Source organism: Pseudooceanicola sp. NS-SX8, assembly GCF_057380755.1.
The window spans coordinates 522,421-537,156 of record NZ_CM170819.1; the positions used below are offsets into that span (position 1 = coordinate 522,421).

Sequence of the window (14,736 nt, forward strand, 5' to 3'; positions counted from 1 at the left end):
CAATCGGATAGGTCTCGGACAAAGCCAAGGAGTTAAGCCATGAACGTGGCCCGGGGAGCGATCCTTCTGACTGTCTTCACGCTGGCCGCCTGCGGCAACGGCGATGGCAAGCTGCGGTTCTTCGCGGACCAGGGCGGCGGGCCGGAAGAGTTCAACGTGGCGCCGACGCGCCAGCTGGAAACGCCCGACAACCTGTCCGAACTGCCGGTGCCGACGCCGGGGGGAAGCAACCTTGCCGACCAGCAGCCGCTGGGTGATGCGGTGGCGGCCCTGGGTGGCCGTTCCTCGGCGCTGGATGACAGTGGCGTGGGTGCATCCGACGGGGCGCTGGTCGCCTATGCCTCCCGCGCGGGGGTGGATCCGCAGATTCGCCCGACCCTGGCCGAGGAAGACGCGGAATTCCGCCGTCGCAAGGCACGCTTCGGCAATCTGCGTCCCTTCAAGCTGGACCAGTACTACCGCGCCTACGAGGCCCAGTCGATCGACCCGAGCGCGGTCGCGGCCTACTACCTGAGCCGGGGGATCCCGGTGCCGAGCTTCCCGCCGGCGAACTGATCCGGATCATCTGGATGTGCCGGGGCCGGCCTGGCCCCGGGCATATCCGGGGCGGGCGCCGGACGTGCACCAGACGTGCACCAGACGTGCACCAGACGGGGCCCTGATCGACGTTAACCAACAATTAGCCAAGTTGCGCGCAGGATCCTGCGGGATTTGTCGCGCGCCCCGGGTCGCGCGGGCTCACATCGCGGTGACCGTTCCGGGCATGGGTTGCCGTGGGGCGGTGCCGGGGTATCTTCGTGCAGAGGCAGGGCCGCGCGCGCCCCGCCGCAATGCCACAGGAGGGCGCATGCGGAAAATGCTGGCCGCCGGGGCGGTGGCCCTGGCCGGAATTGCCACATCGGTTGCCATTTCGATTGCCACGCCGGTTTCGGCGCGGGAGGTCGACGACCAGGTGACCGATTTCACCCTGGGCAACGGGATGCAGGTGGTGGTGATCGAAGATCACCGGGCGCCCGTCGTGGTGCACATGGTCTGGTACCGGGCCGGTGCCGCGGATGAGGAGCCGGGCGTTTCGGGCATCGCGCATTTCCTGGAACACCTGATGTTCAAGGCGACCGACACAATGGCCAGCGGGGAGCTTTCGGCGACGGTGGCGGCCAATGGCGGCACCGACAATGCCTTCACCAGCCAGGATTACACCGCCTATTTCCAGCGCGTTGCGGCAGATCGCCTGCCGCTGATGATGCAGATGGAAAGTGACCGGATGCAGCATCTTGCGCTGACCCGGGACGATATCGCGACCGAACGGGAGGTGATCCTGGAAGAGCGGTCCCAACGCACCGACAGCGACCCTTCGGCCCTGTTCGGAGAGCAGATGCGCGCGGCGCAGTACCTGAACCATCCCTATGGCAAACCCGTCATCGGCTGGCGCCAGGAGATGGAGAAGCTGGACCTGGAGGAGGCGAATGCCTGGTACCGGGAATATTATGCGCCCAACAATGCCACGCTGATCGTGGCGGGGGATGTCGATCCCGCGCAGGTGCATGACCTGGCGGAGCAATACTACGGAAAGATCCCGGCCAATCCCGCCCTGTCGGCGGAGCGGGTCCGCCCGCAGGAACCGCCGCAGATCGCCGAACGCCGGGTGGTCCTGCGCGATGCCCGCGTGGCGCAGCCCTTCGTGAACCGCAGCTACCTGGCGCCCGAGCGGGACCACGGGGCGCAGAAGCAGGCGGCGGCGCTGGTGTTGCTGGCCAAGCTGCTGGGCGGGGGGCAGACCTCCTACCTCTATGATCACCTGGTGATGCAGGACAAGGCGGCGGTCTATGCGGCGGCCTACTACAGCCCGACGTCCTATGACGACACGACCTTCGGCGTCTACATCGTGCCGCCCCCCGGGGTGGACCTGCAGCAGGCCGAAGACACGCTGGACGCGGCAATCGCGGGCTTCCTGGAGGAAGGGATCGACGCCGATGCGCTGGACCGGTTGAAGATGCAGATCCGCGCGGAACAGATCTACGAGCGGGACGATGTCGCCTCCATCGGGCGGATGTACGGCGCCGCGCTGAGCTCGGGCCTGACGGTGGAAGATGTGCGGGACTGGCCCGCGGTTCTGCAATCCGTGACGGCGCAGGACATCATGCAGGCGGCAGGCGCGGTCCTGAACCGCGATCACGCGGTCACCGGATGGCTGATGCCCGATCCCGATGGCAACGCGGCGCCGGTGCCGCTGTCCGATCCCGCCGCAGGCCAGGAGGTGAGCCAGTGAAGATGATGATCCGGGCCCTTCTTGCCCCCGCCTTCGTGCTGATCGCGGCCCTGCCCCTGCGGGCCGAGGTGCCGATCCAGCAGGTCACCAGCCCCGGCGGCCTGACCGCCTGGCTGGTGGAGGAACATTCGATTCCCTTCACCGCGCTGCGGCTGCGGTTTGCCGGGGGCGCCGCGCTGGACCTTCCGGGCAAGCGCGGGGCGACCTACCTGATGACCGGCCTTCTGGAGGAGGGATCCGGCACGGGCGATGACGCGCTCGACAGCCGCGGTTTTGCCACCGCGGTGGAGGGGCTGGCCGCCGACTTCGGCTATCGCGCCTATGCCGACTCCCTGTCCGTTTCCGCCCGCTTCCTGTCGGAGAACCGGGATGAGGCCGTGGCGCTGCTGCGCCAGTCCCTGGTGGAGCCGACCTTTCCCGAAGACGCGGTGGAGCGGGTGAAGGGCCAGGTGCAGTCGATCATCCGCAACAGCCTGAAGGATCCGCAGGACATGGCCAGCGACGGCTTCAGCCTGCAGGCCTACGGTGATCATCCCTATGGTTCCGCCATCGAGGGGACGCAGGAAAGTGCCGCCGCCCTGACCCGCGACGACGTGGTCGCGGCCTGGCGCAATGTCCTGGTGAAGGACCGCGTTTCGATTGCCGCGGTGGGGGATATTACGCCCGAGGAACTGGGCAAGCTGCTGGACGAGTTGCTTGGGGGGCTGCCGGAGGGCGGCGCGCCGCTGCCCGACAGCGTGACGCCCGCGCTGACGGGGGGCGTGACGGTGATACCCTTCTCCTCTCCGCAGGCGCAGGTCGTCTGGGGCCAGGAAGGACTGGGGATGGAGGATCCTGACTTCTTCCCGGCCTACATCCTGAACACCATCCTGGGCGGCAGCGGTTTCGAAAGCCGGCTGATGCAGGAGGTTAGGGTGAAGCGGGGGCTGACCTATGGGGTCTATACCTGGCTGGCCGACCGCGATTTCGCGGATGTCTGGATGGGCGGCATGGCCTCTGACAACCGCAAGGTGGCGGAGGCGATTGACGTGGTGCGTCAGCAATGGGCCGATGTGGCGGAAAACGGTGTGACCGAGGAAGAGCTGGACAGCGCCAAGAAATACCTGACCGGCGCCTATCCTCTGCGTTTCGACGGCAATGGCACCATCGCCGGGATCCTGGTCGGGATGCAGCACAGCGGCATGCCCATCGACTATCCCGCCAGCCGCAATGACCGGATCAACGCCGTGACCCTTGAAGACGTGAACCGCGTTGCCCGCGAACGGCTGCATCCCGAGGATCTGCGCTTCGTCGTCGTGGGGCAGCCGGAAGACCTGGAAGAGGTCAACTAAGGCCGCCCGCCCGATCACGGCAGAAGGGCCCGCAAGGGCAGGGGAAAGCAAGCGCCTCCGGCCGTCCGGCCGGGGGCGTTTCGCGTCAGTGCTCCCCCATGCACTGCCCGTGATCGCCAAGCGCCGCGATCAGCCCGCAGGGTTCGCCCGGGGCGTGGTTGCAGGCGCGCGACAGGCGCTCCAGCTCTGCCTCCAGCCGCTGCAGGCGCGTGATGCGCGCGCGGATGTCCGACAGGTGCGCGCGGGCGATGTCATGGGCCCCGGCACAGTCGCGGCCGCGATCCGACAGGTCCAGCAGGTGACGGATGGCATCGAGCGACAGGCCCAGGCCGCGCCCGTGGGCAATGAAGGTCAGCCGGTCAAGCGTGGCCCGGTCATAGCGCCGCTGGTTGCCCGCGCTGCGCTCTGCCTCCGGCAGCAGGCCCGCGTCTTCGTAGTAGCGGATCGTCGGAACCTTGACCCCCGTCGCGCGGGAGAGCGCGCCGATGGAAAACATCGCATTCTCCTCTTGAAGCTCTAGTGACTGGAGGTTCTATCTTGTCCGGCGACAGGATTCCAGAAGGGGCACCTTCATGCCGCATGATCATTCGCACGGCCATTCACATGGTCATTCACACGGGCACGGACTCGGGCACGGGCACCACCATCACCACGGGGCGGAGCTTGCCGGGGACAGCCGGGTCGCCTGGGCGGTCGGCGTCAACATCCTGCTGACGGTGGTGCAGATCGTGGCGGGGCTCTTCTCCGGTTCGCTGGCGCTGATCGCGGATGCGATCCACAACCTGTCTGATGCCCTGTCGCTGGTCATCGCCTTTGCCGCGCGCAAGATCGCGCGCCGTCCGGCGGATGAGAAGATGACCTTCGGCTATGGCCGGGCCGAGGTGGTGGCGGCGCTGGTGAATTACACCACGCTGATCGTCATCGCGGTGATGCTGGGCTACGAGGGGATAGAGCGGCTGTTCAACCCGGCGGAGGTCGAGGGCTGGACCGTGGTGATCGTCGCCGGCGTGGCGCTGGTGATCGACACGGCGACGGCGCTGCTGATCATGTCGATGCAGAAGGACAGCGTGAACATGCGCGCGGCCTTCCTGCACAACGTGGCCGATGCCATGGGTTCGGTCGCGGTGATCCTGGGCGGCACGCTGATCCTGCTCTACGACTGGCGGCTGGTCGATCCGATCGTGACGCTGGGGATCTCCGCCTACATCCTGTGGCATGCGGGGGCAGAGATCGGCCCGGTGATCCGCCTGCTGATGCTGGGCAGCCCCGACAGCCCGAAGGTGCTGGATGTGGCGGAGGAGATCCGCGCGGTGGAGGGCGTGGCCGACCTGCACCACCTTCACCTGTGGCGCATGCAGGAAAACGAGGCGGCGCTGGAGGCCCACGTGGTGCTTTCCGGCGGGGCCGAGGATGCGGGCGCGGTACGTCAGGCGATCCGGCAGGTGCTGCACGACCGGTTCGAACTGACCCATGTCACGCTGGAGCTGGAGACCCGGGCGGAGGCCTGCACAGATGCGCCGCTGATCGGCCACTAGGCCCGCTTCGACCGGAGAGGGGCGGCAAGGTTAGAGGGATCAGCGCGGAATGCGGCCTGCGGCGGCTTCGCGGGCGTAGAAGGCCTTCAGCGACTTGTCGCGTTCCGGGGGGAAGCGATCCCCGGTTTCGATGCCCGCAATACGGTCCAGCCGGAAGGTGCGGAAGTCGCAGCGCAGCTCGCACCAGGCGACGAGGGTCCAGACCTTGCCCCAGAAGAAAAGGCCGAGCGGGCGCAGCACGCGCTCCGTCTCTGCTCCGCTTTCGGCCAGGTAACGGACGATCAGGCGGTGGCGGGCATGCACGGCGGCTTCCACGAAATCCAGTCTTTCGCGCAGGGCGTCGGGCATGGAATCCATGGAAATCGCGTGGATCTGCACCGCCTCCAGCCGGGCGCGGGCCTGGTCGGGCAGCACGGCGTCGACCTTCACCAGCGCTTCCTCGGCCGCGGCGGCCATGCTGACGCCACCCCAGGCGCGCACCAGCCGGGCACCGGCGACAAGGGCCACGATTTCCTCTTCGGTGAACATCAGCGGGGGCAGGTCGTGGCCGGCCTGCATGACGTAGCCCAGCCCGGCCTCCCCCTCGATCGGCACGCCAGATCCCTGCAGGTCGGCGATGTCGCGGTAAATGGTGCGGAGCGACACTTCCAGCCGCTCCGCCAGGTCGCGCCCGGTCACCAGCCGTCCGCCGCGCAGGTGCTGCACGATCTGGAACAGGCGGTCGGCGCGACGCATCCTCAGGCCACCTTCGCGGCTTCGAAGAGCCCGATCCGGTTGCCGTCGGGGTCGCGGATCACGATGTAGCGGCCCGGCGGGATGGTGGCGATGGCGCCTTCGGCGCGCGCGCCTGCCGCCTCGGCCCGGGCCTGTGCCGCCTCGACCGTGTCGGGCACCAGGAGGTGGATGACATTGCCCGCGCCCATGCCCGAGGGCCCTTCGACGAGGTTGCCGCCGACGCCGCCGCGCCCGAAGGCCGCGACCTTCTCCGATCCCATCTCCATCATGTCCATCTTCCAGCCGAAGACCTCGGTGTAGAAAGCGGCGCTGCGGGCCAGGTCGGTCACCGGGATCTCTGCCCAGATGACGGTGGGGGTCATGTCGTTGCTCATGGTCTTTCTCCTGCGGAGGGTTGCGATGCCCCCTTGTCGCACAGGGCTGCTGACAGCATTCCGTCAGCAGCCGTCAGGAGCAAGCGGAATGGCTCAGCAGGCGGGGGAGAGGGCGGAAAGCCAGCCCAGCCCTTCGGTGGTGCGCCCACGCGGGTGGTAATCGGCGCCGACCCAGCCGGTGTATCCGTCCCGGTCGAGCTGCTGCAGGAACCCTGTGTAATCCATCGCGCCATCGTCGGGCTCCCCCCGGTCGGAGAGGGCCGCGACCTGCACGTGACGGACCGTGCCGCCATGGGCTGCCCAGCAGGCGCGCGCGTCGCCGGTGATCCTGTGCGCATGGTAGAGGTCGAAGAGCAGGCCCAGGTTCGATGCGCCAACCGCGTCGATCACCCGCCCGGCCAATTCGAAATCGTTCAGGTAGTATCCCGGCAGATCGACATCGTTGAGCGGTTCCAGCAGGAGTTGCTGGCGCGGCGCTTCCCCTGCGGCCCAGCGGAGGTTTTCGATCAGGGTGTCAAAGGCTTCGGGCCCCGCCCCGGCGCCGGTCACGATGGACACATGGGCCGCCTTCATCGCGCGGGCATAGCGCAGGGCGCGGGTGAAATCGTGGCGGAACCGGGCCTGGCCGCCGGGCAGGGCGGCGTAGCCTGCGGTGCCGCCGGTGTAGTTCGGCGGCGGGGCGTTGATCAGGAGCAGCGGCAGATCCGACAGGGTGAGCGCGTTGCGGATCTCCATCGCGGGCAGGTCGTAGGGATGCGGGATTTCCACCGCGCCAAAGCCTGCCTCCGCTGCCGCCGCGATGCGTTCGGGCAGGGCAAGCTCGGTAAAGAGCGTCGTCAGATTTGCTGCGAACTTCGGCATGGTCCCCCCGGGTGATGCCCCGCGTGCCCCGCCCGGCAGTGCCGTTTCGCCGGGCAGGCCTCGCGGGGGCAGGGGGTACGATGGGGCGTCGTCAGGAGCCGGTCAACTCGTCCGCTGGTATGATGGGGAAGAATTCGCCGGAGGAGCGCAGGCCGAACCAGTCGACCCCATCCACCTGCGCCGTCTCTCCGATATCGACGAGCCGGTAGAAGCTCTTGCGGTCGATCAGCGCTTCCAGCCGGTCGCGGATCAGGACGTAGGGCGAAGGTTCGCCGGTCTCCGGATCGCGGGTGACGCGGATCGGATGATCGGCCCCGGCGGTGGCGCGGTCGGCCACGTTGGTCAGGAAGGTCAGCTGCTGGTCGGGGCCGGGATTCGCGATCTCGAAATCCACGGCGAGGAAGGGGGCGTCATCGACGGTGATGCCGACTTTCTCCACCGGGGTGACCAGAAAATAGTCATCGCCATCGCGACGCAGGATGGTGGAGAACAGCCGCACAAGCTCCGGCCGGCCGATGGGTGTGCCGAGGTAGAACCAGGTGCCATCGCGGGCAATCCGCATGTCCAGGTCGCCGCAGAAGGGCGGGTTCCACTTGTGCACCGGCGGAAGTCCGCGCCCCTTCGCCGCCCTGGCGGAGGCAAGGATACTGTCGGCGGTGACTTTCACACTATTTTGTGACGACGGTGAATTTATCATTAACCAACTCGCGTCTATCGTTTCAAATGAGAGACTATAGCCAGCGCCGGAGGAATGTCATGGGTCAGACCGAAACCCCCGAGGACCTGATTGCCCAGATCGAGGCGGTCGAAGGCAAGCTCGCCCAGGCGAAGCAGTCGATCACCCGTCGCTTCGTCGGTCAGGAAAAGGTCGTGGACCTGACCCTTTCGTCCCTGCTCTGCGCCGGCCATGCCCTGCTGATCGGCCTGCCGGGCCTCGGCAAGACCCGCCTGGTGGAAACACTGTCGACGGTCATGGGGCTGAACGGGAACCGCATCCAGTTCACCCCCGACCTGATGCCGGCCGATATCCTGGGCTCCGAGGTGCTGGAAACGGCGGAGGATGGCACCCGCGCCTTCCGCTTCCTGCCCGGCCCGGTCTTCTGCCAGTTGCTGATGGCGGACGAGATCAACCGCGCCTCCCCCCGGACCCAGTCGGCGCTGCTGCAGGCGATGCAGGAAAAGCGCGTGACAGTGGCGGGCGAGGATCGCGAGCTGGGCCGCCCGTTCCACGTGCTGGCCACCCAGAACCCGATCGAGCAGGAAGGCACCTATCCGCTGCCCGAAGCGCAGCTGGACCGTTTCCTGGTGAAGATCGACGTCGAATATCCCGACCGGGAGACCGAGCGGGCGATTCTGCTGTCCACCACCGGGGCAGAGGAGGAGGAGGCGCATGAGGTCTTCTCCGCAGAGGAGCTGGTCGCGGCGCAAAGGCTGCTGCGGCGGATGCCCGTGGGGGATTCGGTGGTCGAGATGATCCTGGACCTCGTGCGCGCCTGCCGCCCGGATGATGCCACGGCGCCCGCCAAGGTGCGTGAAACCGTGGCCTGGGGGCCGGGGCCGCGCGCGGCCCAGGCGCTGATGCTGACGGTGCGGGCCCGGGCGATGCTGCATGGCCGGCTGGCGCCTTCGGCCGATGACGTGCTGGCCATGGCGCAGCCGGTGCTGTCGCACCGCATGGGCTTGAACTTCGCCGCGCGGGCGCGTGGTGACAGCCTCGACGCGCTGATCGCCGAGGTCGCTGCCGGATTCGGCGGTGCCGAGGGAGCCGGGGCCGCGGCGTGAGGACACCCTCCGCCCTCCGCCACCGGGCCGAGGAAGAGGCCGCCAAGTTTCCGCCGCTGCTGGCGCGGGCGGAGCAACTGGCGGGGACCGTCCTTCTGGGCGATCACGGGCGCCGCCGCGCCGGCCTTGGCGATGACTTCTGGCAATACCGGCCCGTGCAGCCCGGCGATCCGCGTCGGATGATCGACTGGCGCCGCTCTGCCCGTTCAGACGACCGTTTCGTGCGGGAACGCGAATGGCAGATCGCGCAGAGCGTGATGCTCTGGGTCGACCAGTCGGCCTCCATGGCCTTCAGCTCCGGCAAGGGTCTGCCCGAGAAGGGCGACCGCGCGCGCAACGTGGCCCTTGCCACGGCGATCTTGCTGATCCGCGGGGGCGAGCGCGTGGGCCTGACGGGCACCCTGCTGCCGCCGCGCCGGGGTCAGAACCAGGTGTTGCGCCTGGCGGAGTTCTTCTCTCGCCCCGGGGACGAGGATTTCGGCGTGCCGGAGCATCGCGCGATGATCCCCAATGCCCGCGCGCTGTTCGTCAGCGACTTCCTGGGCCCGATGGAGGAGCTGAGCCTGGCCTTGACCAAGGCCGCCGACCGGGGCGTGCGCGGGGTGCTGCTGCAGGTGCTGGACCCGGTGGAGGAGGCCTTTCCCTTCCACGGCCGGACGATTTTCGAAAGCATGGGCGGCAGTGTCGCCCACGAGACGCTGAAGGCCAGCGACCTGAAGGATCGCTACCTGGCGCGACTGGCGGAACGGAAGGAGGCGCTGCGCCATCTCTGTGCCGTCACCGGCTGGCAATACGGCGTGCATCATACGGACACATCGGCGCAAAGCGCGCTGCTCTGGGTCTGGCAGGCGCTTGACCGGGGGGTGTGACGGATGGTTCTGGGTCCCCTCGGCTTCGCGGCCCCCTGGTTGCTGCTGGCGCTCGTGGCGCTGCCCTTGCTGTGGCTGGTCCTGCGTGCGGTACCGCCCGCGCCGGTGCGGCGGCGCTTTCCCGGTGTCGCGCTGCTGCTTGGGCTGAAGGACGACGAAAGCGTTTCGGACCGCACGCCCCTTTGGCTGCTTTTGCTGCGGATGGCGGCGGTTGCGGCGGTGATCATCGGGCTGGCCGGGCCGGTGCTGAACCCGCAGTCGCGGGATGGCAGCGCGCCGGTCAACGGCCCGCTGCTGGTCCTGCTGGACGGATCCTGGGCCTCTGCCCCGGACTGGCCGCGCCAGCGTCGCGCGGTCGAGAGCCTTCTGGCAGAGGCCGGGCGCGCGGGGCGCACCGCGGCCGTCGTGCGCCTGACCACGCCCGAGGCGCCGGTGTTCCAGACGCCCGAGGCCTGGGCGACCCGCATGCCGGGCCTGGCGCCCGAAGCCTGGGCCCCGGCAGAGACCCCGGCGATGGCGGAGCTGACCGATGCGCTGGCAGACCTTCCCGCCGACACGGAAACGCTCTGGGTTTCGGACGGGCTGGAACGCCCGGTGCGCGCGCAGATCCTGGAGGCGCTGGCGGGCAAGGGGCCGGTGCGGGTGCTGGAAAGCGGCCGATCCGTCCTGGCGCTGCGGCCGGCGGGCTTTGCCGATGGCGCGGTGCAGTTGACCGCGACACGCGCGGCGCGGGACCTGGACCGGGAACAGGTGGTGACCGTTCAGGCCCATGGCCGCGACCCCGGGGGCACCATGCGGGTGCTGGACCAGGTGGAGATGCGGTTCGACCCCGGCGCTGCGGTCGCGCGGCAGGAGCTTGTCCTGCCGGCGGAGATCAGGGGCAGGCTCAGCCATTTCGCGTTGGCCGGGATCCGCTCCGCCGGGGCGATCGCCCTGACCGATGACGCGCTGCGCCGCCGCGAAGTGGCGCTGATCGACGGCCGGGGCGAACAGGAGGAGCTGGAGCTGCTTTCGCCGCTGCATTACCTGCAGAAGGCCCTGGAAACCAACGCGGATCTTCTGCATGGGGCCCTGACGGACGTGCTGCCGGCCAATCCCGACGTGATTGTCCTGGCCGATGTGGCGACCCTGTCGCCCGGAGAGTCGGAGGCGCTGCTGGACTGGATCGACGGGGGCGGGATGCTGCTGCGCTTTGCCGGGCCGCGCCTGGCCGCCAGCGACCTGAGCCGCGATGCCGAGGATCCCCTGATGCCCGTGCGCCTGCGCGCCGGCGGCCGTAGCATCGGCGGCGCCATGTCCTGGGGGGAGCCCAAGACCCTGGCGCCCTTCGACGCCGACAGCCCCTTCGCCGGGCTGGAGGTGCCGCCCGATGTCACCGTATCGTCCCAGGTCATGGCCCAGCCCGATCCGACCCTCGCGTCCCGCGTCATTGCCCGGCTGACCGACGGCACGCCGCTGGTCACCCGCAAGGAGATCGGCCAGGGGCAGGTCGTGCTGTTCCATGTCACGGCCAATGCGGAATGGTCCAACCTGCCGCTGTCGGGCCTTTTCGTGCAGATGCTGGAACGGCTGTCGGTCTCGTCGGTCACCGCCCGCCCCGCGCCCGAGGATGTGGAGGGCACGACCTGGCAGCCCGAGCGTGTCATGGATGCCTTCGGCACGATTTCCAGCGCCGGCACCCTGCCGGGGGTCGACGGCGCGACCCTTGTCGCCGGCGCGCTTGGCCCCGATCTGCGGCCCGGGCTCTACTCCAGCGACGACCGCGCCCTGGCCCGCAACGTGATGGGAGACGACACCGTGATCACCCCCGCTGCCTGGCCCGCCTCGGTTGACCTGCAGGGGCTGGAACCGCCGCGGGAACGCCCGCTTGGCGGCTTCCTCCTCGCGCTTGCCCTGCTGCTGCTTCTGGGGGATATCATCGCCTCCCTCGCCCTGTCCGGGCGGCTGCGCGGGGCGCGGCCCGCGGCGCTGGCCCTTGGTGCGCTGCTGCTTCTGCCGGTGCCCGAGGCGCGGGCCCAGAACGGCGCCCAAAACGGGGATCAGGACGCCTTCGCCATTGCCGCGACCGAAGAAACCGTGCTGGCCCATGTCCTGACCGGCAACGACCAGGTCGACGGGCTGGCGCAGGCGGGGCTGCAGGGCCTGTCGGATACGCTGAACTTCCGCACCTCGGTCGAACCGGCCACCCCCATGGGCGTGAACCTGGAAACGGATGAGCTGTCGCTCTTTCCGTTCCTCTACTGGCCCATCACCGCCGATCAGCCGCTGCCGTCGGATGCGGCGAATGCCAAGCTGAACCGCTATCTGCGGACCGGCGGGATGATCCTGTTCGACACCCGGGATGCCAATGTCTCCGGCTATGGCGCCTCGACCCCCGAGGGGCGCAGGCTGCAGCAGATCGCGGCGCCGCTGGATATCCCCGCGCTGGAACCCGTGCCGGAGGATCACGTGCTGACGCGCACCTTCTACCTGCTGCAGGATTTCCCCGGTCGCTATGCCGGCAGCCCCGTCTGGGTGGAGGCCGCGCCGGCCGATGCCCAGCAGGTGGAGGGGATGCCCTTCCGCAACCTCAACGATGGCGTGACGCCCGTGGTGATCGGCGGCAATGACTGGGCGGCAGCCTGGGCGGTGGATGCCGATGGCATGCCCCTGCTGCGGATCGGGTCGGGCCTGTCGGGAGAACGGCAGAGGGAGATCGCCTATCGCTTCGGCGTCAACCTGGTCATGCATGTGCTGACCGGCAACTACAAATCCGACCAGGTCCATGTGCCCGCGTTGCTGGACCGGCTGGGGAACTGAGACATGAGCGGACAGATCATCTTCGACCCGCTGCTGCCCTGGCCCGTGCTGGCCGTGCTGGCCGTGCTGATGCTGGCGGCGGTGGTGCTGGCGCTGTGGCGCGGGCTTGCGGGCTGGGCCTGGCGGGGCACGGCGGCGATCGTCGTGCTGGCGGCCCTGGCGGGGCCGTCCCTGCGGCAGGAAGACCGGGCACCGCTGACCGATATCGTGCTGCTGGTCGAAGACCGCTCCGCCTCTCAGCGCCTGGGCGACCGGGCAGAGCAGACCGCCGAGGCGGCAGAGGCCATGGCCGCCCGCATCGCGGCACGTCCCAACACCGAGTTGCGCCGGATCGAGGTCGGCGATGGCGAAGGCGACAGCGGGACCCTGCTGATGACGGCCTTGTCAGAGGCTCTGGCGGAGGAACCGCGCGCGCGGATTGCCGGGGTCATCCTGCTGTCGGACGGCCGGGTGCACGACCTTGACCAGGTGCCGGGGCTGCCCGCGCCGATGCACCTGCTGCTGACCGGCACGCCGCAGGATTGGGATCGCCGGCTGGTGGTGCGCAATGCCCCGGCCTTCGGGATCCTGGGCGAGCCGGTCGAACTGACCCTGCGGGTGGAGGATGACGGCGCGGTGCCGGCCTCCGAAGGCGACATGGCGGAGCTTGCGATCTCCGTCGATGGTGGCGAGCCGGAGCAATACCAGCTGCGGGTCGGCGAAGACGTGCAGATCGCCGTCACCCTGCCGCATGGCGGGCGCAACGTGATCCGCTTCACCACGCCTGAACAACCGGGCGAACTGACCGACCGCAACAATTCCGCCATCGTGCAGATGAACGGCGTGCGCGACCGGCTGCGGGTGCTGCTCGTTTCCGGGGAGCCGCATCCCGGCGGGCGCACCTGGCGCAACCTGCTGAAGGCCGACAGCTCCGTCGACCTGGTGCATTTCACCATCCTCAGGCCGCCATCGAAGCAGGACGGCGTGCCGGTGTCGGAACTGTCGCTGATCGCCTTCCCGACGCGGGAACTGTTCATGGAGAAGATCGAGGATTTCGATCTGATCATCTTCGATCGCTACAAGCGGCGGGGGATCCTGCCCTCTCTCTACCTCGACAATATCCGCCGCTACGCGGAGGAGGGGGGCGCGGTGCTGATCGCGGCCGGGCCCGATTTCGCCTCCGCCGAATCGCTCTACCGGTCCCCACTGGCAGAGATCATCCCGGGCCGCCCGACCGCGCGGGTGCTGGAGGAAGGCTATCGGCCCAGGGTGACGGACCTGGGTCAGCGCCATCCCGTGACGGCCGGGCTCGAACAGAGCTGGGACGGCGACTGGGGCCGCTGGATGCGTCAGGTGGAGGTGACGCCGGAACGCGGAGAGGTCGTGATGTCGGGAGTCGATGACCGGCCCCTGCTGATCCTCGACCGGGTGGGCGAAGGGCGCGTGGCGCTTCTGGCCTCCGATCATGCCTGGCTGTGGAACCGTGGCTTCGAAGGGGGCGGGCCGCAGCTGGAACTGCTGCGGCGCCTGGCGCACTGGATGATGAAGGAGCCGGAGCTGGAGGAAGAGGCGCTGACGGCCGACGCCCAGGGGCAGCGCATGGTGATCACCCGGCGCAGCCTGTCGGAAACCGTGCCGGACGTGATCGTGACGGGCCCCGATGGCCGGGAGATCACCCTGCCCCTGCAGGAGGTGTCGCCCGGCCGGTTCCAGGTAACCTACGACGGACCGGAGATCGGGCTTTACCGGCTCGCCTCGGGCGATCTGTCGGCGGTGATTGGCCTCGGCCCGGCGGCGCCGCGCGAATTCGACCAGACCATTGCCAGCGGCGAGGCGCTGGAACCTTCCATCGATGCGACCCGGGGCGGGGTCATGACCCTGTCCGACGGGCTGCCGGGGGTGCGCGACGTGCGCCCGGGCCGCCCGGCTGCCGGGCGCGGCTGGATCGGCCTGACCCCGCGCGATGCCTACGAGACGCGCGCGGTCCGGCAAACGCCGCTGCTGCCGCCCTGGTTGGTGTTGCTGCTGGCCTCCGGCCTGATCCTGGCAGGTTGGCTGCGCGAAGGGCGCCGCTGATCCGGTTGGCCCCAGTCCAGTTGGCTCCAGTCTGGGTGTCGCAAGTCCGGTTGGCTGCCTAAGGGCGGCCCTCGAAAGGCAGATTGTGAATGACGAAGGCCCGAAACGGTGATCTCCGGTTCGGGC

13 protein-coding genes are annotated in these 14,736 nt (G+C 68.9%); 8 read left to right on the top strand and 5 right to left on the bottom strand.

Going from position 1 to position 14,736, the window contains the following annotated elements; translation table 11 throughout:
* The first annotated feature begins 39 nt into the window (after positions 1-39).
* The 3 genes from AC2IR1_RS02340 to AC2IR1_RS02350 all read left to right on the top strand — a co-directional run bounded on the left by AC2IR1_RS02340 (position 40) and on the right by AC2IR1_RS02350 (position 3,600).
* Positions 40-555: a DUF3035 domain-containing protein gene (locus AC2IR1_RS02340; RefSeq protein ID WP_486474672.1), complete on the top strand. Its 516-nt coding sequence runs from the start codon at positions 40-42 to the stop codon at positions 553-555.
* A gap of 292 nt (positions 556-847) precedes the next feature.
* The gene (locus AC2IR1_RS02345; RefSeq protein WP_486474673.1) at positions 848-2,269 is read left to right on the top strand and encodes a M16 family metallopeptidase; all 1,422 of its coding nucleotides are present in this window, start codon (positions 848-850) and stop codon (positions 2,267-2,269) included.
* Positions 2,270-2,274: 5 nt separating this feature from the next.
* Positions 2,275-3,600, top strand: a complete 1,326-nt coding sequence (locus tag AC2IR1_RS02350; protein WP_486476360.1) for a M16 family metallopeptidase — start codon at positions 2,275-2,277, stop codon at positions 3,598-3,600.
* 85 nt (positions 3,601-3,685) lie between these two features.
* Here AC2IR1_RS02350 and AC2IR1_RS02355 read toward each other — a convergent pair whose 3' ends face one another.
* Positions 3,686-4,096 carry a MerR family transcriptional regulator gene (locus AC2IR1_RS02355; protein WP_486474674.1) on the bottom strand — a complete coding sequence of 137 codons (411 nt, stop codon included), beginning with the start codon at positions 4,094-4,096 and terminating at the stop codon, positions 3,686-3,688.
* 76 nt (positions 4,097-4,172) lie between these two features.
* On the opposite strand from AC2IR1_RS02355, the gene AC2IR1_RS02360 reads away from it, so the two are divergent.
* On the top strand, positions 4,173-5,135 hold the full coding sequence (locus AC2IR1_RS02360; protein WP_486474675.1) for a cation diffusion facilitator family transporter: 963 nt from the start codon (positions 4,173-4,175) through the stop codon (positions 5,133-5,135).
* Between the two features lie 39 nt (positions 5,136-5,174).
* On the opposite strand, the gene AC2IR1_RS02365 is transcribed toward AC2IR1_RS02360, so the two are convergent.
* The 4 genes from AC2IR1_RS02365 to AC2IR1_RS02380 all read right to left on the bottom strand — a co-directional run bounded on the left by AC2IR1_RS02365 (position 5,175) and on the right by AC2IR1_RS02380 (position 7,802).
* On the bottom strand, positions 5,175-5,870 hold the full coding sequence (locus tag AC2IR1_RS02365; RefSeq protein WP_486474676.1) for a helix-turn-helix transcriptional regulator: 696 nt from the start codon (positions 5,868-5,870) through the stop codon (positions 5,175-5,177).
* A 2-nt stretch (positions 5,871-5,872) separates the two neighbouring features.
* Positions 5,873-6,244, bottom strand: a complete 372-nt coding sequence (locus tag AC2IR1_RS02370) for a VOC family protein (RefSeq protein ID WP_486474677.1) — start codon at positions 6,242-6,244, stop codon at positions 5,873-5,875.
* Positions 6,245-6,337: 93 nt separating this feature from the next.
* Positions 6,338-7,105, bottom strand: coding sequence for a hydroxypyruvate isomerase family protein (locus AC2IR1_RS02375; protein WP_486474678.1), 768 nt, complete (start codon positions 7,103-7,105; stop codon positions 6,338-6,340).
* Between the two features lie 91 nt (positions 7,106-7,196).
* Entirely contained in the window at positions 7,197-7,802 is a 606-nt protein-coding gene (locus AC2IR1_RS02380) for a DUF1285 domain-containing protein (RefSeq protein WP_486474679.1), read from the bottom strand.
* 59 nt (positions 7,803-7,861) lie between these two features.
* Between AC2IR1_RS02380 and AC2IR1_RS02385 the strand changes: the two genes are divergently transcribed.
* Genes AC2IR1_RS02385 through AC2IR1_RS02400 form a run of 4 tightly spaced genes read left to right on the top strand, consistent with a single transcriptional unit; the run spans position 7,862 to position 14,610 of the window.
* Positions 7,862-8,887, top strand: coding sequence for an AAA family ATPase (locus AC2IR1_RS02385; RefSeq protein ID WP_486474680.1), 1,026 nt, complete (start codon positions 7,862-7,864; stop codon positions 8,885-8,887).
* Positions 8,884-9,756, top strand: coding sequence for a DUF58 domain-containing protein (locus AC2IR1_RS02390; protein WP_486474681.1), 873 nt, complete (start codon positions 8,884-8,886; stop codon positions 9,754-9,756). The genes AC2IR1_RS02385 and AC2IR1_RS02390 overlap by 4 nt, the downstream gene beginning before the upstream one ends.
* 3 nt (positions 9,757-9,759) lie before the next feature.
* Positions 9,760-12,555, top strand: coding sequence for a DUF4159 domain-containing protein (locus AC2IR1_RS02395; RefSeq protein WP_486474682.1), 2,796 nt, complete (start codon positions 9,760-9,762; stop codon positions 12,553-12,555).
* Positions 12,556-12,558: 3 nt separating this feature from the next.
* Positions 12,559-14,610: a hypothetical protein gene (locus tag AC2IR1_RS02400; RefSeq protein WP_486474683.1), complete on the top strand. Its 2,052-nt coding sequence runs from the start codon at positions 12,559-12,561 to the stop codon at positions 14,608-14,610.
* Positions 14,611-14,736 lie beyond the last annotated feature (126 nt).